The organism is Emticicia sp. TH156 (assembly GCF_002855535.1).
In the GTDB taxonomy this organism is placed as follows: domain Bacteria; phylum Bacteroidota; class Bacteroidia; order Cytophagales; family Spirosomataceae; genus Emticicia; species Emticicia fluvialis.
This window is the reverse complement of record NZ_PKRS01000005.1, coordinates 346,268-372,091: the sequence shown is the minus strand read 5'-3', so window position 1 is coordinate 372,091 and position 25,824 is coordinate 346,268. Positions and strand designations below refer to the sequence as shown.

The following is a 25,824-nucleotide window of genomic DNA, read 5'->3' as shown; positions in this document are numbered from 1 at the left end:
GATTAATCATCCACTCTGATAGAGGGGGGCAATACTTATCCAATCAAATGAAGACGATAGTGAAAACTTTCCAATTAAAACAAAGTATGTCCCGTACAGATGACCCTTACGACAATGCCGCCGCTGAATCTCTGTGGAGTAGGCTTAAAGCAGAATTAGTCATACCAAAAGCAGGCTATGAAAACATTGAAAATTTAAGGAGTACTATATTCGAATATATTGATGGGTACTATAACAACACAAGATTGCATTCTGGAATAAATTATTCCAACCCCATTGCTTTTGAAGAATTGTACTACCAAAAAATAGGTTCAAAAAGTAAATATTTGTCTTTTAATAATTCGCAAAAAGTGTAAACTAAAAATGAACCACGTCAAATACCTCTCTTTTTGATTTTGACTTAATTAAAAAGGCTAAAAAACATTTAGATATTTTATTTTCTTGATATGTGCTAGAATTTAAAAAAAGCATTAATACCTTTTTATAAATTTCTTCATTTTGGTTAAAAGCTGAGAACATATTATCAAAAAGAACGTTAAAAAGTTCTTCTTTATAATAATGCCCCCAATTTAGAAAAGATTGTCTTGCATCTAAATCAACACTAATCTCTAATAAAAAATCTAAGATAATCCTTAGAGAATCTGAACTTTTAATTTTCGCCAAACCTTGATATAAACTATCTCCTGTAAAATGATAAGATCCGTTTCCTGTTTGCAATGTTTCCTCAAATAACCTGATTGCATTTATATAAACATCCAAATATTCTTCCAACTCTCCGGATATATTTAAGTAACCGACCACATCTTCAATTAACCAATACTCATCCTTAGTCTTTGCCTTAGTTACTAATATTTTGGTAATCTTTTTATCTACAAGTTCAAGATTAATGATTATTCCAATTGTTGCTTCAATAATACCTTTCTCATTAGTTTGAAGAAGTTCGCAAAAAGTAGCAATCATTTCACTCTTTAGATGCCATAGTTTTTGCTTTTCTTTTCCATATAGACAATGTAGTGCCTCCTTTTTTATAAAAGATTCTTTGCCTTTTAATGTGTCAAGTAAATACTCTAATACATCAGGATTTTCATTTAAACCTGCAAATCCTATTAGGTTATCACCGTAAATCTCCCATTTTCTATATTTTCTTTCTGGTGCAGAAATAATTTTCTTGAATGCCTCAAATCTTAATTTATATGGAAAAAACCTGTATTCAATGCTCACAAGAATATTTGGTTCCTTTTCAACTATTAAATTAAGAAGACGTTCAAATAATAAATTTGAAGCTGGTATTATTTCAAGCAAGATTCCAACTGTATTAAACCACTTAGGCTTAATCTTTTGAAAATCGGGAGGAAAAGTAATTGCTTGTAACAAATCAGTCCAGGACAAATAAGAAAGAACTTTAGCAGCCAAGTATTCCTGTAAAATATTATGCTCAAAAGAAATATCTTTATCTGGAACCTCTATAACGCTCATCCTTTTTAATTTCTCGAACTCCTGACCTATAAAAACTTCATATAATTCAATGAAAGTTAAACTATTCCGACCAAGAAGATTCATTGCAAATGCAAGCCTCTCTAATAATTTCAAGTAAGAATTTTGCTCAAAATAATCAATCCCATACCTAGTAAAATCCTCGTTGATTTTAAGGTCAAAAATTCTCTCAATCAATTGAACTCTCGTTGTTGGTATATTATTTAAATCCTTCTTATAAAACTCAATAAAATGATGTAAGCAAAAAGGGTTTCTTAACCAATGCTTAATATTCTTGTAATTAACTAAATCCAAAAAGTTTCCGACTTCGTTTTTAGATAAAAGTAACGAAGCATATTCTTGTATATTAAAGTCACTAAATTCAGCTAAGGTAAATACTTCAAATTCCTTTAATTGACTAGATTGAATCACAAAATTGGTACGTGAAGATAAAACGATAGTAACATCAGGATTAGCCTCAATAAACTGACCTAATCTTTTCAGAAAATTCTCTCTTTCTTCTGTCTTTACTTCATCAAGGCCGTCTAAAAGCAACAGAAGTTCTCTCTTTGGAATACTTTCCCACTTAGAAATGTATTTGGTAATTAAATCTGGAATTTCCTGATTTAAATAGTTTTTAAGAGAAATAAAAACTGGGAAATAGACATCCTTTTCAACAGAAGAATAGTAATGAGCTATAAACTTTAGTTCGGTTGACTTACCAATTGTCGCCTCGCTTTTGATTAAAACTAAATTTGGGATTTTTTCAAGACTATTATTGAAAATATCTATTGATGAAGTTTGAACAGTTTCATTACCTTCATTTTTAATCCAGTGCAAAACTCTTTGTTGATAATACTTTGGACATGCGTATTCTATTCTTTTAGGCTTGAAAATCAGCCCAGCTAAAGCATGTTCACCATTAAACTCCCTTACCCATTCAAGTCCAAATAAATCGAGCACGATTTGGGGGTATCTTTTAAGTAAAACATTCAACCTCTGCTCATCCCAAAGTTCAAAAAGAATATCTTTTTCATTCAATCGTTTCTCACAATTCCTTAATTCTTCTTCAAATTTTTCATTAACACATACTTTCGTTACTAAAATAAATCTCTTTGTTTCTGATACAAGTTTTCCCCTTAAAAATTTATTTATTACTTCTTTCAAGTCATTATGCGTAAAATCCTTTACTTGCTTACATTGTATGCACACCAATCTATTATCTTCAGGATTAAAACCTCTAATATCAATACCTTCTTGTCTATGCCCTTGGCTAAGATATAATCTTACGTTTAAAAGTCTCGGAAATTCTTTCTCTACTAAATCTCTACTTAGCCGCTCAAAGTTTTGCCATGAAAGTTCATGATAATGTAGGGTTGCATGTGTAGGATTAACTGGTGGTGTCATCTTTGTTCTAAAAACCTTCAAATTTTAAATTCTATTTAGTATTCAACCAGTAAGATTGAAACTATTATACCTTGAAGTAAATTTACGAAAATAATTTGGCATAATTTTAATTCTATAAAAGAGGAAATATACAATTTTGTATATATGCAAATCTGTATATATACAAAAAAAACAACCAACCCAAACGGATTGGCTGTTTATAAAGCCCATTATTTGTAAAAAATCAAAACAGCTTCTTTTTCTGTCTGGCTTTTTCGAGGTCTTTCTGGAGTTCAAGCACGCGGGCTTCCAGTTTGGAGCGGTCGCGGTTGATTTTGATAACGCTGTCGCGCATTATGGCAATGACCGACTGAAACGAGGCCGTCATGCCTTTGCTAAGGCTGTAAAGTTCGGTGGCGTTGCGGGTGTCTATCAGGCTTTTGGCCAGCCATTCTTTATGAATCCGCAGGGAGTCCTGCAGTGCCTTTTTCTCGGCCACCAACGTTTTGTTTTCTTTGGTAACCACCTTGTAATCTTTCAGTTTTCTGAATGCTCCCTGCGCCCAGATGGTGCCTCCGATGGTTGCCAGAACGGATACCCCCAATATGATTTGTCTGATACGGTTCATTGTCTGGCTTGGTTGGATGGGTTAGGTATCTGGTCAGCATCTCCGCCAGAGCTAATGAAAGTTTCAACTTTGTCTATCACGGCGGTTGGCATTCTGATGCCGAAAATCCGGCTCAGATTATCTTTAATCGACAGAAATTCGATACCTGCAAAAAACAGCATGGAGGTCATCATCGGGATATTGAGGTAATAGCTGTCAACAAAAGGCGCACCGTCTTTGATGTTCATGAGGAAGAGCATCATCGTGAAGGTCCAGAGGGCCATCAGAAAAATAACATAACCCAGCACCTTTTTAACACCTTTTTCTTTCAACAATTTATAGTCGTAAGTACCGGTTTTTTTAGCCAACCGTACACCAATATACGTATCAATTGAAATCATAAAAAAAAGGAAGATAAACAGCACACCGTCTACCTGCCACGACTGCACCACAAATTTGAGCAGCGTAGACAGTAAAGCAAAAAATGACACCATGTAAGGATGGTCTATGATTTGCTGTTTGAAATTAAGCATCATTGTTTTCATTGTTGTGTGGAAATTAATTGGTAATCTAAAACTTGCTGGCCAGTACGTTTGTCATTTCCTCAACCAATAAGTCGAAAAAAGTATCATACTGCTGCATATCATATTTGTTTGATATAAAGCAGACCTCAACCAGTACATTTAAACCCGGAGGCCTCATCATGCCGAGCTTTTTATGCTGGCTGTCGCGCTCGCGTTTTACGCCCCTGTTTCTGATAATAAGCGTTGAGGCGATGGTATCAACCAATGATTTAGCCAACGCAAGCTCGGTGGCATTGGCGTCATCGGCCACGAAGACCTCACATCCGGTGGCTGTGGGGCCACCGGCATTAAAATGGAAATCGCAGATGATATCGCCAGGTTGAGAGATTTTCCTGATTTCAGTAATGGTCTGGCTTAAATCCCAGGCGTCGTTATCATTCCAGACCTGCGCCCCCCTTTCCCTCAACGATTGAGTAACAGCATTGCGGAGCCAGATTGTTTCCTCCGCCTCATTTCTCCCGGCATACACAGCACCCGGGTCTTTCCGGTTATGCCCGGCGGTTATTATTAGTTGCATGGGGTGAGTTAGGGCTAAAGCATGTTCATTGTTAAGAATGAGTCAAGAACATTAAACATTGCTTGGTGGCCAGAATTATTTGGATGAACTCCATCGTTAAGGTAATAATTGGAGAGGACAGTCCTATCAAAGGAATTAGCAAGGTCGCAATAAAACACATTTTGATTTGCTGCTTCATAAACTGCTAATTGCATTTTTCTTCTTAAATTTTCAAGGATTGTTTCTTCAGTACCGTTATTTCGCGGTGAAGCCCCTAAATAAATTTGCTTTGCATTTGGATATTTAATACTATTGTAGGCAATCTCAGATTTTATGTTAACGTAATATTCTGCTTCACTGGTGCCTTGAACAGCATCGTTTACTCCCAACTGATAAAAAATATAATCAACTTGTTCATAATCAAAATATGAATTTCTCCTTAAGTAGTCAAACCATTTTGAAGTTGTTCCTCCCCAAGTTTTTGCGATTAACCTTACCCCATTAGGAGTTCTATCAAATAACCTATTCCTTATTTTCCAATTTAACATGTTTAACTTATTTGTAACGCCATAGCCATCTGAAATTGAATCGCCCTTCCATAAAATTATCTTGCTAGCACCTATATTAAAATCATCTGTCAAGTATTTGCCAATGTAGGTTACACCAAAGTCGCAATTTGTTTTGTCGGAATCATAAACTTTTCTAACAAAGCAAGTCATCGCGGCACCTAAAGTTTGACCTTGATAGCCTCCATTAGCTATTAAATGGACAGGAATTACAACAGAACCCCCTCCATCAGGCGTAGTCGCGAAAACATTTGCATTTGCTGTCCAAGTTCCAACGCCGGAAAGCCCTAGTCCAGACCCTAAATTGCCCCCGGTCTGCACAAAAAATAATGCTTTTTTATTAGAATGGACTATAATGCTGTCAATGTATAAAGCCTTTAAGTGAGAAACTGAAATACCCCCAATTACTTCTCCAGCTCCAATTGTTGATGATGGAAATATTCCGTTATTGGCGGAATACGACATTAATATGCTTCCATTATTACCAACACCATCCCCCTCTTGCATTAGTCTACTTATATATTCTTTATTATACTGTTGAGAAACCGGAAACATAGATAAATTGTTTAAAATGAAAAAAAACTAATTCTGATCCTAATGAATTTCCTTCCTGTCTTTTAGGTAAATCCAATGTTGATACTTTTTTTAATTAAATTGGAAAAAAAACATTTTTCTTTCTGTTTAACTACCCATGAAATTTATAAAATTGATAGTGATATAATCGATTATTACATTTAAAAAAATGTAAGTTCTTCAAATCAAATTACCGGTTCAAATTCATAAATCTTACAGTACATTTAGATTATTAATTTTAAATAATTAGCACTTGAATAAATGACATTGATAGACTCAAAAATTGAATAAAAAAATACTTTCAAAATTTTTAAAAAGTTGGCTACATTTCTTCAGTCGCAGCAATCCATAACAATGTTTCATTAGGATAGATAATATAAATTGCACTCTTTATTCCTTTCCTCTCATCGTTTTCCACCCGCACCAAAGTATCAACTTCAACTGTAAGGGCAAGCATTTCAGCGTAGGTGCTCACGGTTACAGAACTTAATTTACCACTCAATGCCGCCTGTTGAGCTACGCTTATAGGCTTTGCGGCGTCTGAGGTGTTGTCTACGTTACTTAAACCTACCTGGCCTTTGTTTAGCCCTGTTACCGCGTTTCCGGTTATGGTTAATCCACTAAAGGTGGGCGCTGCCTCAGGCCCTAGTTCCTGCGGAAGTATCTTCAGAGTAATGTCGTCTTCCTCCTGGCTCGCTAACAACTTCAATCCTTCTTCAACCACTATAACTCTATACAGCCCGCCTACGTCCGGACGGGTCTCGTCGGTACTAACATACCCTAATGCCAATTTTGTGCTACTCATAAAAACCGTCTTTAAATTTTCTGGACACTAATTAATCTTATGCACCGATTCAGACATCCCCGTGCAACCCGTTCTTCTTTACTGCTACACCCTTGATTGAAGTGTACTGGATCCAAACCTGGCCTGGTGTCAGATTTCCTGCACCCGGAAACGTGAATGTCTCCCACAATGGGTCCTTTATGCCTCCTTCGTTCAGCACACGGGTAAAAGTTACGCCATTCACCGTGTTACCAATCGTTACGGACAGGGTTTCGCCAGCTTCCAGCCGCGGCTCTGCCAGCAGTATATCCAGATGATTGGCTCTCAGACGACCCAGCCCGATTAACTCTGCACGTGGCTGTATTTGCATCGGGTCTGTAAAAACACAAAGTTGGTCATTACTACCGTAAAGGCCGAAGTCACGGTTTTTCATCCGTATGGCATAACTAATGGCCAGCGACTGCCGCTCAGCGCCCAGATGCACATTTTTTGGGTATGGGTCTAATCCTTCAATACCCGCTTGCGTTAAAGCGCTTCCTTCGTTTGTCAAAGGGTATAAACCACTTCCGTCGTCAGTAAAGCCCAGCGTGCCTGTCCACCCTGCCCACCAAAGCACCTTGTCGGTAAACATAAAACCCATTACCACATATAGCTTGGTCGTGTATCGGTCCAGCGGCCGGTAAGCGTTTGTCCAACTGTTGCTTTCGTTGGTTGTGCGCAGCATCCAGCAGGTTTTGTAAGGTCCGTTAATAACATGGCTGATGTCATTGCTTCCGGCAAAGGCTCTCAGGTTAAACACCGCGTTGGCATAATGGGCATAGCCGCCGTAAACTGCCAGAAATGCCTCATGTATCCAGTGTTTGTAAGGGCCCTGATCATCATTAACAGGGTCGTTTTCGTGGCCTTCATTCGGCGACCAGTGCATGTTCAGGCCACGCTGAACTTCATCAAAACCGTGGTCTACAAAATCGCGCTCTCCGCTTCCGTCGTTCACTATCGCCCCGCCCGACTTCTTATACATGGCTGTGCTGAGCGGTAATGGCGCCGACGGATAAGAATAAAGAATATTAAAGTAAATATTCTTATGCTGAAAGTACGCATCAATCGCGCCAGACGGCTCCTGATAGTTAACTCCGGCCTTCATGAAAGGATACAGCTTCTGCCTGTCTGGCACTGCATCGCCATCATAATAAAAGCTACTTTGCCGCCAGAATGCCCTGTATTGCCTGACTGCCGGTTTACCATATACGATACTCACAAAATCGGGGTTGTCGGCTAAAGCAGCATTATGAAACCCCTTGTAAAAAGCGGCTGCTTTGGCCTCAGTCCAGCTACCCAGCTCAATATCCCAGTGCACACGCGGAATCTTAATAACGTTGTTGTTTTTGTCGCGGCGCGTACCTCCGGCTCCAAACATGTTGATGTTGTACTCTCCGGCTCCGTTGATTTCATTTTGCTCAACAGAATCAAAAGCGTAACGCTCAGGCGGAATGTTCCAGGTGTAGCGTTCTGAAACCGGCATGGCCGTTGTATCAAACGCCCGGTTATGGTCAAAGGCGGTAGCCAGCCCTAATGCTCTGATGCCCTCGGCATTTCCTCTGAAAAGCGGCGCATCGCCCCACCATAATTCGGCCCTGATATTGCCAGATGGCGACACCGGAGCGGATGGAAAAACTGACAAACCCAGCGAGTTCATGTTCGGAATATCCGTTAAGCCGGAAATCAGGCCGGGCAATACCGTTTGTTCCCAGTTAAGATTGGGGTTCTCCAGCACAGGCACTGCTCTGTACACCACCGGCATATTTAATTTTGCTTCTGTGAGCGACTCCTCCAGCGACGTACCCTTTACCTGCCCGCCTCTGTTCAGCGGCTTTCCGGTGGCGTCGGTCGTAAACCAGAGGTATTGCATCTGGTTGCCCACTTTTCGCTTAAATACCTTCGCAAAGTGGTCTGCTCCCTCTTTTTTTACTAATACTTCACCCTCTGCATCTACCAGCGGACTAACACCGATTGCCATATCCTTTTTGTTTAAACTTGTGCTTATTTTTTTACCAACCCTTTTCTTGACAGCAGCAGCAGCGCCGCCCTTACCATACTTATACCGTCTTTGTTCAGGCGTTTGTCCAGCCTTTCGGTGTCGGTGGGTATTTTGCTTAATTCAACCGGCCTGAAACTCCCCGCAAATGCTGCCTCTGTTATTCTGTTCCATTCGGCATGGGCTTTTTCGGTTTCTGCTTTTATTTCGGCATCCAGAGCGGCCTGTTCTTCCGGGGCTGTATCTGCGTTTTTTTTCTTTTCGTGCAGAGGCTTCAGCTTTTTAGTCAGCAGGCTCTGAACGTTTTCGAGCGAATCCTGCACGGGCTTTACTTTTTTGCTTTCTTCCAGCAATTCAAGTGAGTATCCAAAATCAATTCCGGTCATTTCCAGAATCACGTCATAGTTTGCTGCTATGGTCAGCGCTTCGTTGTTGGTCATATTTGTAGCTTTATTTTTTACTTATGAAGGGGTTACCCAGGTTGCTTTGCCGGTGGCTGTGGCCATCAGCACTTTTCCTACGGCAAAGCCGGTCATGTCTAACTCAATGCCCTGAATAATGACTTTACCTCCGGCTGATAATTCCATGTCGCCATGCTCGGTTACAATAGCTATCATAGCGTTGTTATAAGCCGTCATGCACAGGGTTCCGCTGCCGTCGGTGTCCAGATAAACGCCGCCCAGTTGCGTGGCTGTGCCGCCCGACAGCCTGTTAAATTGCAAGCCAACGGGGTAGCCTCCTACTTCTTCTTTGTCCAGTTTCAGCTGATTCCTGAACGTACTTATCTCGGTAGTGGTGAATCCCGGCGATAATTTGTTGTTGAACGTCGTCCAGTCAGATGCGCTCAGAGCCCCTGCATTGGCGGCGCTGGCGTATTGAATCTGAATATTGTTGCCGCTGATTGACAAAGGGCCTGACGCCGTATAGCTGTTGTCTTGCCACACCACCGAGCTGCCGCTTTTGGTTAGTACCTGCCCGTTGCTGCCACCTGACGGCAGGCTGAATTTATTATTGAAGGTATTCCAGTCTTCGGCCGACAAAACACCTTTCTGACTACCCCCGGCTGTGGCAACCGATATTACCGAGCCTGTAACGGATATGGGCGATGTACCTGTGTACAATGGTGCATCGGCCCACTGCACACCGCTGCCCAGTTTGTACAGTATCTGCCCGGTTGTACCCGTTTCGGGCATAGGCATTTTATTGTTGAAGGTATTCCAGTCGTCGGCGCTCAATGCGCCCGGCGACGTACTACCCGCCATGCTTATTGAAATATGATTGCCCGATACAAAAATGGGCGAATTACCCACATAACCGGTGCCGCCAGCGGGCGCATCTGCCCAAACGGGCAAGCCGCCACTCAGCATCAGCATTTGTCCGTCAGAACCGCTCATGACCGGACTGGCGAGCTTGCTATGAAAGACATTCCAGTCTGAGGTGCTCAGATAGCCCGGCTGTGAACCCGATGCCTGCTGAATGGATATACTGCCGCCACTAACTGATATGGGCGATGTACCTGTATATACACCCTCCGAACTCACCGACCCCCATACCACCGAGCCACCGCTTTTCATTAATACCTGCCCGTTGCTGCCACCTGTCGGCAGGCTGAACTTGCTGTTGAAGGTATTCCAGTCGCCAAAAGTCAGGTAGCCCGATTGCGCCGCTGTGGCCTGCTGAATAGAAATATAATTGCCCGAAACCGTTATGGGCAGGTTGCCTGTGTAAGCGGCTCCGGCGTTTTCCCATCGGGTGCTGCTGCCATATTTGGTAAGCACCTGCCCGCTTACACCTTCGTTATCAGGCATGGGCATTTTGTTGTTGAAGGTATTCCAGTCGTCGGCGCTTAAAGCACCCGTAACCGTGCTGCTGGCAGTTGAGATAGAAATAAACCCGGCACTGATAAAAATAGGGGCATTACCTGCATAGGTGCCTCCACCGGCTACATCGCCCCAAACAACATTGCTGCCGTCTTTCATCAGCACCTGCCCGTTGCTGCCGCCTGCGGGTTTGTTTAGTTTGTTGTTAAACGCCGCCCAGTCTGCTGCGCTCAGTGCGCCGGCCTGTGAGGCCGAAGCCACAGCAATAGAGATTTCAGCGCCACTTACAGCAATGGGCCCGGCTCCGGTATAAAGCCCTCCTTCGCTCACGCTTGCCCAGGCTGTACCGCTGCCTGTTCTGGTAAGTACCTGGCCTTCAGAGCCTCCGGCGGGCAGGGTAAATTTATTGTTAAAGCTAAGCCAGTCTGCTGCGCTTAATGCACCTGCCTGGCTTGCCCCGGCCGTGGCGATTGATATAACCGACCCACTGATACTAATGGGCCCTGCGCCTGAATAACTACCGCCTGAACCCACCGTACCCCATACGGCCGTGCTGCCGCTTTTCATTAGCACCTGACCGTTGGCGCCACCTGCCGGCAGGCTGAACTTACTGTTGAAGTTGTTCCAGTCGTAGGCTGATAAAGCACCCGACGTGCCACTGCCAGCCATGGAGATGGATATCACGTTGCCAGACACCGAAATGGGCAATGCGCCTGTATATAGCCCGCCTTCGGCGTCTTCGCCTTCCAGCACATATTTGTAACGGGTGTTAGGGTATGCAGGGTCTATATAATACAGCCTGCCGTCTGCGGGGTTTATCCAGTTCTGGTAAGTGGTAACAGCGGGAGAATCTATCGACACCACGTTCATTTCCAGCACAATTCCCCCGTTTACCACGTCTTTGCCAATAAAAACGCCTTCGTCACCGTCTATCTCCTCTATCAGCAGGCCTTTATACCTGGCTTCATATTCGCCTCTGTCAAACACATATTCTTTTACGTCGCCGCCAATGCCTATCCAGCCCGAATCGGTGCCGCCATACAAACCACGCACATACAGTTTGCCGTCAAAGTGGTCGGCAAATGGCCTGCCAAAAGCCAGATAAGTAGCCTGGTCGGGGTATTCTTTACCAATTCCGAGCTTCAATACATGCCATTGGGTGGCCTCGTAGGGCATATCTGGATCTGTGCCGTTCAGAAATGCAGCCCCCCAGTTATCAATATCTTCCAGCAAGGCATACTGCTCATGCCCCTGCCACTGGCCCCAGTCGGCGCCAAAGCTCAACCAGCCGGAATCGGCCTCGCCATACCTGCCGCGCAGATACAGGCGGCCATCAAACTGACCATCAAAAGGGCGGCCAAAGGCCAGATAAGTAGCCTGTTCGGGATACTCCTCGCCTATTCCCAGCTTAAATACGTGCCACTGGGCAGCTGTCCCGGGCATATCGTCAGCCATGCCGCTGGTAAAAGTTACACCCCAGTTGTCAATATCGGCCAAAGAGGCATACTGCGCATGTTCCTGAAACTGCCCCCATTCGCCTACGCGCACCCCGTTGATGCTATAATAAGTGCTTGTGTTAATATCACCGGCCACATCCAGGGTATATTCCGGCGCTTCTACGCCAATACCCAGCCCGTCGGCATTCAGTATTACACTTCTGGTGTTGCCCAGATAAAAGCTGATGTCTTTTTCTTCATCCGTCGACCGCACGTCAACCCCCTCTCCTTGCAGCGACAACCGGTTGGCGGCTGCCAGATTCGTGCGGCTGTTGTCGGGTTCTATATCAATCCTGAATTTATCCCACACATTTATGGCTTTGGCAATCAGCGGGCCGTCGGGCATCAGCAAAGACTTTGTTTTCAGCACCAGGCCGTCAATATCGCTTTCGCCGGGCAGATAATTTCTGAAAATACTTCCGCCGCCAAAATCAAGCAGGCCATTGACTCTGATCTCAGACGCATTGCCGCCCAGCTCAATGCGGGCATTGTTTTTGCCCAACACCAGCACTTCATCTTCTGTTATGAGGGCATTCAGGGCAGTGGGTACGTTAATGAGGTCTTGCCAGTCGTTAATGGTAATGTTTTTGTCGGGTACTTTTACGGTTCTGTTAGCCTTTAGATAAGAAACATCCAGATGCGCCGACAACTGGTTCTGATTAAAAAAGAAAATTGAACCATGATTTTTTAGCAAAGTGGTATAGTTACCCAGATCAATTGTATCAGAGTATTGTCCCAGACTTACAGTCGGTGAATAATTTAATGTATCGACTATCTTTGGAGTTGGGTCCCTTTGAATCTTGTCATTTTTAGGTCGACTCGGAAAGTTCTTACCCGCGTCTTTTTCTAACTCCTTTGTAGTTCTTCCATTAATTATAATTCGCTTGATAATGCTGGTATTCTGCACGTCCTGAATTACCAGCTGATACTTGTAAGGGCGCAGCAGGTCGCGGGTATATTCTCCGATTTTGATGCGATTATTGACCGACAGCACCTCGTCTTCAATATTCACGGTGTCGCCCACTTCAAAAATATTGGGCGTTGGGCTCAGGCTTTTCAGATAAACCTCGTCCAGCTCCAGCGAGTACTTCAACGTCGGGTAAGAGTACATATCCAGGTATTCTCTTACTTTGTCGGCCAGTTTGTTTTCAGCAACCAAAATGTAAGACTCCGGCATGGTAATGTCAACCAGAATATACTTATCGCCCGGTTTTATCCTGAACGCTGGTGTGCTGCTCTCCTCCGCTGCTGCGGTAGCACTTACACGCCAGGTTGTGCTGCCACCACCACCCCCAGACCCGTCACCCGGGTCGTTGCCCTCACCGTCGCCCGTGCTGCCACCGGGGCCGCCATCGGGGTTTTCAGGTTCAGGCAACGGTGTCGGAAACTCCATTCCGCGTTCGTCGGTATATTTGCTAATCGTAAACAGCTTACTGTTATACTTGATTACATCAAACTGATACCCGGCCAGATCGCCGGTCTGAAAAATCACTTTCGGCTTCACACTACCGGTTACATACAACCAGTTACCTTTGTCATCTTTGGCGTTCAGGTCAAAATCCATCGTATCATCGCTGAACATATACACGTTGGTTTCATTAATACCTGTTACCGAGCCTGTGCGATGCGGATAAATCTCTTCAAAAATTACGCTGCCTTCAAACTTCCCGAAAGCCGCAATTGAATTGGCCTCCAGTGCGGGTTCGTCTTCCTCATCGCCCAGGCGCAGGCGCGGCGAATACCCCTTATAATTGCTGGGGATATTCTTAGAGCTGCCATACGCCCACAGGGTGTTTATCATGTTTTTGGCATCTACGTTTTCGCGTGTCAGCTTATAAAGGCCTTTGCCCTGGCCGTATTTAAAATTGTAGTTAAGCGCCGTGCCAAGGGTGCGCACGTGCAGCACGGTCTGGGTGTCTGTTTCTGCAAACACAAACTGCTGCTTGTACTCGTCGCACAGCCTTTGCAGCACGGTCAGGCAGTTTTCGCCGGCAAAAGACAGGTTCCGGGTTTCGGTATCTGCCGGAAAATCGCCCAGGGCCCATGTGCCTGCGTCAAAAACCCGGTTCAGGTTGTTGATAATCACGTTCAGAAAAGCCTCCAGATTACCCATCAGAAAAAAATCGGCGGCGCTGTTCACCATGGTTTGGTCAGAGTTCCGGTACATCACCCGCATCAGGTCATACTGGGGGCCTTCAAAGTTAATATCGTACTGATATTTCCGGTTGGCGTTTCTGGCCACCGTTGGCAACTGATTGATGCGGTATTTCGACATCCCCGGTGGTTGAATGTAATCACCGATGCCGAAATTACGCACCGTGGCGCTTTCTACCGTCATGGTAATGATGTCTTCTCCCAGCAGTACTTTCTTGTGTTCGGCCTTTTTTATCACACTCACCGAGCCGTGGTCGTTGATGGGTTCTGATGTTCCGTTGGGGTGATAGATCAGTATTTGTTCCATACTTCTTCGGCATTGGTTATAATGGGTTCAATTTCTTCAATCACACCGCACAGCAGTATAAAATGCGGGCCGGGGCCATCAGTATAATCATGCGTTACATTTACCTGGCTACCAAAAACATTCAGTGTTTTTTTGTCGTCTCCCCAATAGATGTCAATGGGGTTTTTGGTAGTAATTGTCATACTAACGGTAATACCTGTACGTACGTACAATCGCTTTACCGGCGACGGCTCAACGAGTTTCAGCGTAAAAGTGCCAAACATTTCGTGCTGGTACCAGCGCTTGTCTATATTCACGCCGTCGGCAATATATACCATGTAAATCAGCGGCTTGTCGGTAATGCGGATGTCTAACCTGCGCAAACCGGGCTTCTGAAAGGCATTGAGAAAAGTGTTGATTTTTCTGAAAAAATCAAGTTTGCCGGATGCTTTCATAAAGCACTCCAGTTCAATTATGCGATTGGTGTATCGGGGGGCAGCTAAATCAACAACCGTTCCGTGCGAGTCGGGCCAATCAACAATCTGTGGTTCTTTCAGGGGCGGCATATCCTGCATACCTTTAGAGGCAGTTACATACACGCCGTAGTCTGAGAGAAACTCCAGCCCGTCAATTGTATAAGTTATTCCTGTGGATTCAGTGCCCGGCTCATGTATTGGCATGTCCGGTTGTGTGTTATAATTATCTGTTACAAATATAACATTTATACTTATAATATAAGCATAATTACCGAAAAAATATTTTGCACACAAGCAAGCCATGCCAGCGGCCTGAAACGCTGCTCAGCAGCTACATAAGCCAGGTAAAAAAAACCTTACATACCCAACAGACTCCAGTCAATAACCGGCCCGTCTGCCTTGTTCATTTCGCGCATCAAAGCAATAAACGGCAGGCTCATTTCTGCATCCTGCAGGTGGGTCAGTATTATGGTCTGGCGTTCAATTTCCCTGCGGGTAAACGCAACGGCGCTATCTTGTTCATTATCTCCATTTTTCTGTAACAAAAAGCTGGTAAACCTGGTAACCGTTTGCAGCGCGCGGTAAGAAGACCCTGCCACATAGCCTATATCCTGGCTCAGCAGATACTCAATGGCATCGGCAAAGGCGGTGGCGGTGTCTACGGCATACGGTGTTAGCGCTGTTTTAAAATGGGCGGGCTCGGGTATGGCTTCCACTATCCGGTTATAGGTATTTTCCAGCTCGTTTTCACCAAGCGGCATATCCTGCAGATACTGATACAGAATAACCATAGCCTCTTCAAACACCTCCAGGTCTCCGCGGTTGGTTCGCCTGTAAAACTCAATGTAGTTGGGCAATAGTTTTTCACAAATAAGAGCCGTAAATAAAACCTGTTGCTTAAAAGAAAGCGCGGCTATTCTGTCTTCCACAACACTTAAGAAATAATCCATAGCGGTTTTCATGTACGGCCCGCCTGGTAAGGGCCACACATAGCAGTTTGGTTAAAGTATTTTGAGTAACAGGGGCGGCATATACCTGGCCCCTACCCGGGTAGTACATAACTCAGGGCATATTTACCAGCACCTTGATGCGTTTTGCTCTGGTGCAGAAATAGCTGCTGTAATTGATGTTTTCTTCGTTCAGGAATCTGAAAAAATGTTGAAGCAGACGCGTATTAAACTTACGGATAAACGTAATGGCAACCTCTCCCCTGCCGGCATTAACAGTAATGTCTTCATAGAGCAGGTCATATTTCTCAAGCACCACCACCAGTTCGGCTCTGAGGTTATCAATCGTTTTGTTCATAGGTTAAATATGGCGTCAATCCGGCTTATTACTCCGGTAGCCAACGTTTTTCGGCAACAAAAATACGGCATTCAATGGCATAATGCCAAAAAGCAGAAAATAATTCCGTAAAATTAAATTTAACGGTATCATACTGCAAGCCCATCCTGAGCCAGCGGTTACAAATCCCCAATAAAAAAAATTTAGTTTTTATTGTTTCCAATAATAAACTATTAATTTTGTTTAAGTTTACAGCAAATTTAAAGCCACATAATTAAACAGTCATCCGTACACGCAGGTATTTCAGTTGGCAGAATAAATTTTAAGCCGTGTTTAATCCCTTTTGTAACGTATGAAAAACTTTGAAGAATTCAGGAAAAAAGTATTAAATGCCATTGAGAGCAGCGATATTGTTCCTGCAAGAATCACTGAGCAGGAAACCGTCATTACAATATCTATTGAAAACCCGGCCCACAACGCAGAGCGCCTGAAAAAGCTGAGCGACTACTTTGAGGCCGAAAAAATCAGGTTCAGGTCAACGGTATTATTACCGGCACAAAACAACACCGTTCATATTGCGGTATATCATTCCTGAAAATCATAAACAGGGTGGCCAACTATCGGCGGTGTGGTAGTATGTACCCGTCTGATAAGATTAACCCCTAAAATTTGATAACTAATTGGTATAACTCTAATTTTAGACACTTATTTGTGTTTCTAATCATAGAAATACAAATAAGGTAGTCTTTTTCATAAACTTTTGCCAACGTAAAAAGTATAAAAGACTACCCATTAAGTACCCTGATTAAAGACGAAAACTAAACAAATTTACCGGCATCAGTCGGAGGCCTATAATGCAAATAATACAAACGGCTGCCTTGGCCGGTTTTGCGATTGATACATAAGAAGCTTCATTATCAAAGAAATCAATAATTCAACACCCGTTTGTTTTATTGAAAAGCCTGTTGACTGATACAATTATTCTTTAAGCCATAAAACTTTTTATGAAATGCTTTGCTCTTTATACGTGGGCATGGCTATACATTAGCTGATATTCAGGCGGGAATAGCCTGAAATACGTCAGCTTGTAAACTTTTATGTGTGGATTGTACAGAAAAGGCACAATCTTTGCTTTTGTTTATACTTTTGCAGCCTTTCTTTCACAGAGACCATGCAATAAATGCTATTGATTGAAAATTTATAAAGGTAAAAGCTTGATGAAGGCCGGCGCCAGGGTTGTTAGTAAATTTGCCAAACCTAATAATTAAAGAATGAAGATCAAAAGGCTGCTTTGTGTAGATGATGATAAAATAACATTGACACTGATAAAGCTGGTAGTAGAGAAGACGTTTTTTGCAAAGGAAATATCCACCCGCATGAACGGCAAAGAGGCGTTAGAGTTCTATCATGATTTGCTGCAAAATAACGCAGCAGACCAGGCACCCGAGCTGATTTTCCTGGATCTGAATATGCCCATTATGAATGGCTGGGATTTTCTGGATGAGTTTTCGAACCGCTATTACCACATATTTCCAAACACCAGGGTTGTTATTCTGTCTTCATCAACCGAACAGGCAGAAAGAGACAGAGCACGTAAATACCCCATGATAATTGATTATGTAACCAAGCCCCTTACCATGGCTGCGTTATCTAATCTTCATGTTTAGCCACGCAATGATATTCAGGTTTTTTAAAACCAATAACCATACCTGCTGCTGCCGTTTATATTATAAAAAGAAGAAAATACTTTAATCTTTTGTGTGACATTTTGCAGATACAGTGATGCAGACGGGCGTAATCCGTAGAATCATTAACTGATTTTCATGAACAACAAAACTTCTACATCTGAAAGCAACTTACCCGAAACCCAGAACACCAGCAGCAGTGAGGTGCCGGAGTTGCTTTTTGACACCATAGATTACAGAAATCTGTTTGAAAACAACGTGGTTGAAAGCTACCTTATTGTAGACAAACAATTAAAAGTTGCAGGCTTTAGCAGGGGTTTCAAAGATTTGTGTCTGAACTTACTGGGTATAGAAATAAATGTCGGAGAAAACATTCTGGACTATGTGCTGAGTGGCCGGGTAGAAATGGTAAAAGAATACTATAACCGCGTTTTTAATGGCGAACACCTGAATATAGAACTGAACCTGCCCCAAAACAAAAACCAGTTTTTCTGCGTTGTTATGCGCTATATTCCTGTTTATAACGCCAACAGGAAAATCATTGCCGCATACGTTTCATCAATCAATCTTAGCCGCCAGAAAAAAGCCGAGCTGGAGAAGCATCATAACGAGATTGTTTACCAGCACATGATTGACAACTCTATTGATGCTTTCTTTCTGAGTAACCTGGAAGGCCAAATACTGGAGGTTAATCAGGCCGCTACAGAGCTGCTAGGCTACTCCCGCCCCGAACTTCTGGCCATGAACAGTGCCGACCTGCTGGTTGACTTCGACCAGTTTGCCGCTCAGTTCAGCCAGGGCGGCTTAAAAAAAGGCAAACTGAAAGGTACTGCCACCGGCCTGAGAAAAAACGGCGAACAGTTTCCGATTGAGTTCTCGACAGTTATTTATAAAGACATTAACGGCGAAATCAAAACAAGCACTTTTGTAAATGATATTTCGGCCCGTAAAAATGCCGAAAAACTATTGGAACAAAGCGAACGCCGTTTCAGAGCGCTGGTTGAAAACGCCGGAGAAATAGTGATGCTCACCACCGATAACGGACAGGTGGTGTACTCAAGCCCTTCTTTTGAACGCGTAACCGGCTATACCCCCGAAGAAATAAACAGCAACCCCAAACTGGTGGAAGCCACCATTCATCCGGACGACTTCGAGATGATTACCGCAGCCTTTTATTACATCATGGCTAATCCTGGCGTTGCTAAACCGGTTCAATACAGATTCAAACATAAAACCGGACATTATATCTGGCTAAAGGGCGTAATGGTAAACCTGCTGCATGACCCCAACGTGGGCGCCATAGTAGCCAACTACCGCGACATCACCATCCGTAAAGAAACAGAAGAAAAACTGGCCCGCACCGAAGGCAGGTTTAAAGCGCTGGTTGAAACCGGCGAAGATATTATTATACTGGTACAGCCAGACGGGCTTATTACCTACGTAAGCCCGGCGTTTGAGAAACACACGGGCTTTAAGGCCGAAGAGGTAACAGGCCGCTACAACCATGAGTTTATGCACCCTGTACAGGCCGCCGAAAGCCCGGCGCTTATTGAGGGCCTGCTGGCCACCCCCGGCAGCACTATCAGGCGTACCAACCGCCTGAAATGCAAAGACGGACACTACATCTGGGTAGAAGGCTACGTTACCAATCTGCTGCACGACCAGAACGTTCAGGCGCTGGTAGCTAATTTTCAGGACATAACGGCCAGGCTGGAAGCCGAAGAACGCCTGCGGAACTCGGAGCGAGACCTGAAAACCATCTTTGAAAACACCACCGAGGCCTTTTTGCTGATGGACACCCGCCGTATTGTAAAGGCCTTTAACCATAACGCCCAGAAGGTGGCTGAACTGAACGACGATAAACCATTGCAAGTAGGCGTTGACCTGCTTGAATTGGCCGTGAATCTGGATACCCAACTGGCCGCCGAAATGATTGCCCGCTCAATGAAAGGCGAAACCATCAAGTATGACCGTGCGTTTGAGTTTCCTGATAACAACACCCGCTGGTTTGAATATACCCTGAACCCGGTTTATGCCGACGGCCAGATTATTGGCAGTTGCATGACCGCCCGCGAAATTACCGACCGCAAAAAAGCCGAAGAAGAAATCACGAAACGTGAAGCGCTGTTCAGGTCGGTGTTTGAAAACAGCCATGACCTGCTGCTGCTCTTTGACGCCGAAGGCAAAATTGAATTTATGAGCCCGTCTTTTCAGAAAGCCTTCGGGTTTCTGAAAAAACATGACAACATTGAACTGATACAAGAATACCTGCACCCGGACGACCGCCAGACTGCCCAGGATACCCTGGACAAAGCCCTTGCCAACCCCGAGCAACCCATTGATGTAACCCTGCGCAAACAAACGGCAGACGGCAGCTATATCATTATTGATGGCACTTTTACCAATATGCTGCATAAACCCGAGGTAAAGGTAATTGTGGCCAATTTTAAAGACATAACCGAGCAGCACCTTTTTAAAGAACAACAGGCGCTCTTTGTGTCAATCGTTAATTCGTCTGAAGACTCCATCATGAGTATGGACCTCAACCGAACCATCCTTACCTGGAACCAAAGCGCCGAAAAAATGTTTGGCTTCACTGCCGAAGAGGTAATAGGAAAAAGCACGTCGGTTATCATTCCTGACGACCGCCTGCACGAAGAACTGGAAATTCTGGAACGCATCAAAAACGGCTACCCGCTCAAACACTACGAAACCCTGCGCAGGCGCAAAACCGGAGAACTGCTGGAAATATCGCTCACGGTTTCGCCCATTAAAGACCTCAACGGCAATATTACCGGCGCCTCAAAAATAGCCCGCGATATTTCAGACAGAAAGAAGTCTGAAATACTGATACGCAACAGCGAGAAACGGTTCAGAAGCCTGATGCAAAACAGTAGCGACGGATTGAGCCTGGTAACAGCCGATGGCATTATGATAGAAATCAGCCCGGCAGGCAAGCGCATCACCGAGTTTGAGGAATACGAAATACTGGGCATCAACCTGACCAGCCTGATACACCCCGAAGACCTGGAGACGGTGTCGCAGGCTTTTTTGGGTATTCTGGAAGACCCCTCGCTTACCAAAAGGGCTGAATACCGCAGCCTGACCAAAAGCGGAAATTACAAATGGCTGGAAGCCAGCTTCCAGAATCTGCTGAACGAACCTGCCGTGGGTGCTGTAGTGGTTAACTACCGCGACATAACCGACCGCAAGAATCAGGAAATTGAGCGCGAACAGCTCATTAAAACCCTGAACCAGAACAACAAAGACCTCCGCAATTTCTCTTACATTACATCGCATAACCTGAAAGCGCCACTTTCAAACCTGATGGGCTTCCTCGACCTGCTTTCAGATATGCCTGTCGAAGACCCCACCCTCAGCACTATTCTGGATGGTTTCAAGACCTCAACCATTCAGCTCAACAATACCGTCAACGACCTGGTGAAAATTCTGGTAATCCGCGACACCTCAGACATTGAGCAGAAAGAAATCGGCTTTGAGCATATTTTCAGGCAGGTGGCCAGCCAACTGGCCCCACAGGTGGAAGAGGCCAACGCCCAAATAGAACTGAAGTTTCAAAATGCTCCGACGGTTATATTTAACGAGACTTACCTGGAGAGCATCTTCATGAACCTGCTCACCAATGCCATCAAGTACAGGTCTTATGACCGCCCCCTGAAAATTGAAGTTGCCACCCGCAAAACCGACGACGGCATTGAACTGACCTTTGCCGACAACGGCATTGGCTTTGACGTAGAACGGCACAAAGCCAAGATATTTGGCCTGTACCAGCGGTTTCATGACCGCCCCAATAGCAAAGGCCTGGGGCTGTATCTGATCAAGTCGCAGATGGAAAGCCTGCAAGGCACCATCAGCGTAGCAAGCGCCGAAGGCGTAGGCACCACCTTCACACTCCGGTTTCATGCCTGATAAAATTCAATGTGGCACGAACTTACAGCTTACCGCGCCAAAAAAAAATGGTTTAATACCTCGCTGATAGTCAAGGAATTAAACCATTTTTGGATGAAAAATTTTTAGTTAATTGTAGTTTTCAATTTTTGTAAAGGCACATTTAACGCCCCTTCTAATTTTATTAAGTGTTCAATTAACCAGTCAATCATTTCATCCCATTGTTCTTTTTCGTGTATTCCGGAACCATACTTCGAATAAGCAATTCTACTCATTAATTTGTTATCCAATCTCTCCCAGCTTAATACTTCACCAAAACTTTCATTAATTTGGTTTTCATAAGAGCTTTTTAATTCATCGAAAATTTGCTTATTGACCTCCTTATTCCGATTATTGATTGATAATTCAACGGTGATTTTATCTGATGTTATGGCAAAACAGTAAGCAACTCCACTAATACCTGTTCTCCCAGAATTAATCCAATGATCTTTGCTAGGGCTAATTGTCTGGAAAAAACCCGATTTCCCTTTAATTTTTGCAAGAAGCTTCGCCCAGAACTCCAGATTTAAACTGGTTCTGTCTTTTGCTTTTTCCTGAGCGGTAAAAGTATCGTACACTTTAGCCGCCATTTTAATGGTATAATCTTCCACATCTTTGGGTGGAATAATTTGCTCCAAATCCAGAATAACCTGTTCACCTAAGGGGTATGGAGTAACCTTGAAGCATTGAATCTTTACCTGAAAATTCAATAACCATAAAACTGTTGATGTTACTTCTTTTCTGAATTTCCGTGCCACCAAAATAATCCTTTGCGATTGCAAAGTATTTAGGCTGGCTTTGTATTCACTTTGCCCGTAAAACTCAGTTAATTTATTCTGTGCATTTTCGCCGTTACCTTTGGAATTAAGATATTTCTGGTAAATTTGTTCTATCTCATCACTGGTAAGCGTAGAACAATAAGAGGCATATTTAAGTGCCTGCCAGGTTACATCTCTGCCAGAATCATCCAGTTTGTTTTCTATTAAAACCAGATTTCCCGATTTATCAAGCGCCAACAAATCCAATCTTTCATTGGTATGAGCAAATTCACTAAATTCTTTCTGAATAATTAATAAATCCTCACCTAACGCCGTTGGAGTATTTTCAAGCCACTCTTGTAAATGTTGTCTCTCATTAAATCCAAGCTCATTAAATGTCACTTTTTTTAGTTCCTCAATTTTGTTGGTTTCCTTGTTTATTAAATACATAGAGGGTAGTTTTTTTGGGTTTAAAATCAGGCAAAATTAGAAATAAATAGGTTAAACCAGTAAACTATTTATTTAATGGCACCTGATTTTTAAAACCAGTATTTTTCTACCTCTTTTTCGAGGCAGAAAAATACCTTTAGAACAGCATATCTATAAACTTCACAATCAATGTAGCGAGCTGTCTTCAATAGCCGATTCTCACTTCACAAACTCCACTCCTTCCATGTTTTCCAGCCGGGCTATAATTCCCCAGCCGTAAAAATCATTAGCCACCGCTATCAGCAGTTCATTTGCTCCGGCTTTCAGGTTCAGGTCCGCACGTGCATTTTGTACCGATATCCTTCCTGCCGGATATTTCCGCATCGATGGCTGCAAATACAGGTTTTTGTCTACATAAGCCAAAGACCCGTTCAGAAACACCCACACCTCATCGCTGAAACCCAGCTGCAGCATATTCTTCTGCGCCTCGGTAGTTTTAATAATAGCTTTCAACCATACCACCCGGCGGGCTGTGTTGCCACCCAATTTCCGTGTCAGGTTAATAAGCCCCTGCCTTTCTGCTGAAACAGACGCTGTAAAGGCTTCCGGCTTCGGAATATCAGCCATCGTAACCTCCTGCCTGTCGGGTAAATTACCTGGTGCAGTCATAGCCCAGTTTCTGATGTACTGCGCATCGTGGTCGGTCAGGTCGTGGCCTTCCATTGGTGGCAGGTTCCCGGTTATATCGGGCTTTACCTGCATGTTCCATACCGTCATGCCGCCGTCAAGCGCAAGCATACCGGTAGTGGCATTGCCTTCCAGTTTGGGTATATAAAGAGTCGGGCGGTTCATGTCATTTACATATACCTTCATCTGCTTACCAGACACCACCATTTTCAGGTGATTGGCCTTGCCTGCCTCAAACATGGCCGGTGCCTGATAATCGGGGTACATATCCCACATATTTACCCCCTTCAGTATGGGGCAATACTGCACGCCATCGTTGGCCGTGGGTGTTTTCGGCCTTGCCCTGATGTACAGAATCTCTACATCGTTGCTCTGCGCATCGCCATGAAAATAAACCGTCGGCGACGACCCCAGCGACATGGGTGCTTCGGGTTCAAAATCAAACTCAATGGTGCCGTTTGTAAAAACCACATCTTTTAGCACCACCGCCCCCTGGTTACCCTGCACAATGCGCATGGCCATGGCTCCGTTTTTCTCAACAAAGGTTACCTTGCCTTCTTTGAACTGCCATTTATCGGCACTCATGCTGATGTGAAAGTCTGGCACCGCAGGAGCCGCAGGCTGACTAACATTTTTTTTCTTTTGGGCAACTGCCATTGTACACAGGCCCAACAGCAACAAAACTAGCTTTTTCATAATTGATTTGTTCGGGTTTTAATTTTCACAAATAAAGAAAAACCCATTGTTTTGGCCTTGTTCAAGTGCGTATCAAGTTGGTTCAAGTTCTAATTGTGGCCGGTGCGCCGCATCCTGTCTGATAGCTTTGTAAGCCACTATGTACACCAGGTGTTCACAATGTTTCACAATAAAAGAAGATAGTCCAAAACCAAAAATTGCGAGATTCTCGCAAAATCTCGCAATTTTTACTTATCTTTATTGTATCAAATTATAAAATTATGCTTGAACCAGCTCCGGCATTCTCCACTAATGCACTTAACTTTATCTTATTTGAAAAAGAAGATGATTTTAAAGCTTTCCAAAAAATCCAAGACGATTACTTGTATTGGGACAAAGTAAAGTACAAGGCAAAAGGCTGTACGCCTGAAGAATTATGGCAGGCAGTTAAGTTTAAAAGATGGTTTAATAAAAAAGAACTGAACTTCGGCAAATATGAATTTTCCTTCTTTCTAACCGACTACGTGCAGCGCGCCTTGCATCAATTTGATTTACACATTGGCGGAAACCTAAGCAGCAACACCGGCATAGCAGAAAGCGATAAAAACAAATTCATCATTAATTCTATCATGGAAGAAGCCATATCCAGCAGCCAGATGGAAGGAGCCATTACTACCCGTAAGCAGGCTAAGGAAATGATTCAGCAGGAAAAAAAACCCAGAAACAAATCAGACCAGATGATTCTGAACAATTATGTAACCATGAAACATATTGTTCAGCATAAAAATGAAGACATCAGCCCCGGGCAGATATTAAACATACATCGGCTGATAGCAGATAAGACATTGGATAATCCGGATGATGTTGGCCGTTTCAGAGATAATGATGAGGTGTATGTTATCGACCATGTAAACAGTGAAATTGTTCATAGCCCTCCACCTACCGAAGAAATTGAAGGCTTAATGAATGATTTATGCCATTTCTTTAATCATGACACCCAAGACTTCATCCATCCAATCATCAAGGGCTGTATCATTCATTTCATGATTGGCTGGATTCACCCCTTTGTAGACGGAAACGGCCGCACGGCCAGGGCTTTGTTCTATTGGTATATGCTAAAGAAAGGCTATTGGCTAACCGAGTACCTGTCGATTTCAAGAATCATAAAAGATTCAAAAACGCAGTACGAAAAGGCGTATTTGTATACCGAAGCCGACGATAACGATTTGGGGTACTTTATTACCTACCACATTAAAACCATGGAAAAAGCCTTTGAGGCCCTGAAAGAATATATCAACAAAAAGCAGAAAGAAGTTTATCAGGCAGCCAGGTTCATGAAGATTCCGGGCGTGAACGACCGCATGGCTCAGATTATGAAAATCCTGCATGACGACGGCGAACGCATATTAACCACCAAAGAAATAGAATCAAGGTTCAATATTTCTAATTTCACGGCAAGAACAGACCTGAAAACCCTGGTTGAATTAGGCTTCGTTGATACCATACAGGTAAACAAAAGGAAACAGAATTTCATCAGGTCAGCCCGATTTGATGAAACACTGAAAAGCTATCAATTATAAACTACACACCCTCAAAAACTAAAAATTGCGAGATTCTCGCAA

19 protein-coding genes are annotated in these 25,824 nt (G+C 43.6%); 5 read left to right on the top strand and 14 right to left on the bottom strand.

Going from position 1 to position 25,824, the window contains the following annotated elements; genetic code table 11:
- On the top strand, window positions 1–356 hold a 356-nt coding region (locus C0V77_RS12030), incomplete at its 5' end, for an integrase core domain-containing protein (protein ID WP_143706079.1).
- 1 nt (window position 357) lies between these two features.
- On the opposite strand, the gene C0V77_RS12025 is transcribed toward C0V77_RS12030, so the two are convergent.
- From C0V77_RS12025 to C0V77_RS11970, 12 genes are all read right to left on the bottom strand, one after another.
- Window positions 358–2,880: an NACHT domain-containing protein gene (locus tag C0V77_RS12025; RefSeq protein ID WP_101726601.1), complete on the bottom strand. Its 2,523-nt coding sequence runs from the start codon at window positions 2,878–2,880 to the stop codon at window positions 358–360.
- A 223-nt stretch (window positions 2,881–3,103) separates the two neighbouring features.
- On the bottom strand, window positions 3,104–3,487 hold the full coding sequence (locus C0V77_RS12020) for a hypothetical protein (protein ID WP_101726600.1): 384 nt from the start codon (window positions 3,485–3,487) through the stop codon (window positions 3,104–3,106).
- Window positions 3,484–4,002, bottom strand: a complete 519-nt coding sequence (locus C0V77_RS12015) for a phage holin family protein (RefSeq protein ID WP_158237951.1) — start codon at window positions 4,000–4,002, stop codon at window positions 3,484–3,486. The genes C0V77_RS12020 and C0V77_RS12015 overlap by 4 nt, the downstream gene beginning before the upstream one ends.
- 34 nt (window positions 4,003–4,036) lie before the next feature.
- Entirely contained in the window at window positions 4,037–4,567 is a 531-nt protein-coding gene (locus tag C0V77_RS12010) for an N-acetylmuramoyl-L-alanine amidase (RefSeq protein ID WP_101726598.1), read from the bottom strand.
- A 14-nt stretch (window positions 4,568–4,581) separates the two neighbouring features.
- The gene (locus tag C0V77_RS12005) at window positions 4,582–5,667 is read right to left on the bottom strand and encodes an SGNH/GDSL hydrolase family protein (RefSeq protein WP_101726597.1); all 1,086 of its coding nucleotides are present in this window, start codon (window positions 5,665–5,667) and stop codon (window positions 4,582–4,584) included.
- A gap of 340 nt (window positions 5,668–6,007) precedes the next feature.
- Window positions 6,008–6,490, bottom strand: a complete 483-nt coding sequence (locus tag C0V77_RS12000) for a hypothetical protein (protein WP_101726596.1) — start codon at window positions 6,488–6,490, stop codon at window positions 6,008–6,010.
- Window positions 6,491–6,539: 49 nt separating this feature from the next.
- Window positions 6,540–8,486, bottom strand: coding sequence for a hypothetical protein (locus C0V77_RS11995; protein WP_101726595.1), 1,947 nt, complete (start codon window positions 8,484–8,486; stop codon window positions 6,540–6,542).
- 23 nt (window positions 8,487–8,509) lie between these two features.
- Window positions 8,510–8,944: a hypothetical protein gene (locus tag C0V77_RS11990; RefSeq protein ID WP_101726594.1), complete on the bottom strand. Its 435-nt coding sequence runs from the start codon at window positions 8,942–8,944 to the stop codon at window positions 8,510–8,512.
- A gap of 21 nt (window positions 8,945–8,965) precedes the next feature.
- The gene (locus C0V77_RS11985) at window positions 8,966–14,281 is read right to left on the bottom strand and encodes a phage tail protein (RefSeq protein WP_101726593.1); all 5,316 of its coding nucleotides are present in this window, start codon (window positions 14,279–14,281) and stop codon (window positions 8,966–8,968) included.
- Entirely contained in the window at window positions 14,266–14,940 is a 675-nt protein-coding gene (locus C0V77_RS11980) for a hypothetical protein (protein WP_143706078.1), read from the bottom strand. Before C0V77_RS11980 ends, C0V77_RS11985 begins: the two co-directional genes overlap by 16 nt.
- A gap of 152 nt (window positions 14,941–15,092) precedes the next feature.
- On the bottom strand, window positions 15,093–15,698 hold the full coding sequence (locus C0V77_RS11975) for a DUF416 family protein (RefSeq protein ID WP_101726591.1): 606 nt from the start codon (window positions 15,696–15,698) through the stop codon (window positions 15,093–15,095).
- A gap of 100 nt (window positions 15,699–15,798) precedes the next feature.
- Complete coding sequence (locus tag C0V77_RS11970; protein WP_101726590.1) at window positions 15,799–16,041, bottom strand: hypothetical protein; 243 nt, start codon at window positions 16,039–16,041, stop codon at window positions 15,799–15,801.
- Window positions 16,042–16,372: 331 nt separating this feature from the next.
- Between C0V77_RS11970 and C0V77_RS11965 the strand changes: the two genes are divergently transcribed.
- The 3 genes from C0V77_RS11965 (at window position 16,373) to C0V77_RS11955 (ending at window position 21,635) form a co-directional block, all read left to right on the top strand.
- Entirely contained in the window at window positions 16,373–16,615 is a 243-nt protein-coding gene (locus C0V77_RS11965) for a hypothetical protein (RefSeq protein ID WP_101726589.1), read from the top strand.
- A 676-nt stretch (window positions 16,616–17,291) separates the two neighbouring features.
- A complete protein-coding gene (locus C0V77_RS11960) occupies window positions 17,292–17,687 on the top strand; it encodes a response regulator (RefSeq protein WP_101726588.1) in 396 nt (131 codons plus the stop codon).
- Window positions 17,688–17,843: 156 nt separating this feature from the next.
- Complete coding sequence (locus C0V77_RS11955; protein ID WP_101726587.1) at window positions 17,844–21,635, top strand: PAS domain S-box protein; 3,792 nt, start codon at window positions 17,844–17,846, stop codon at window positions 21,633–21,635.
- A gap of 104 nt (window positions 21,636–21,739) precedes the next feature.
- Here the strand turns inward: C0V77_RS11955 and C0V77_RS11950 are convergent, their stop codons facing one another.
- Entirely contained in the window at window positions 21,740–22,861 is a 1,122-nt protein-coding gene (locus C0V77_RS11950; protein ID WP_101726586.1) for a DUF4268 domain-containing protein, read from the bottom strand.
- Between the two features lie 198 nt (window positions 22,862–23,059).
- Window positions 23,060–24,223: a hypothetical protein gene (locus tag C0V77_RS11945; protein WP_101726585.1), complete on the bottom strand. Its 1,164-nt coding sequence runs from the start codon at window positions 24,221–24,223 to the stop codon at window positions 23,060–23,062.
- A gap of 260 nt (window positions 24,224–24,483) precedes the next feature.
- On the opposite strand from C0V77_RS11945, the gene C0V77_RS11940 reads away from it, so the two are divergent.
- A complete protein-coding gene (locus C0V77_RS11940; protein WP_101726584.1) occupies window positions 24,484–25,782 on the top strand; it encodes a Fic family protein in 1,299 nt (432 codons plus the stop codon).
- The last annotated feature ends 42 nt before the right edge of the window (window positions 25,783–25,824 follow it).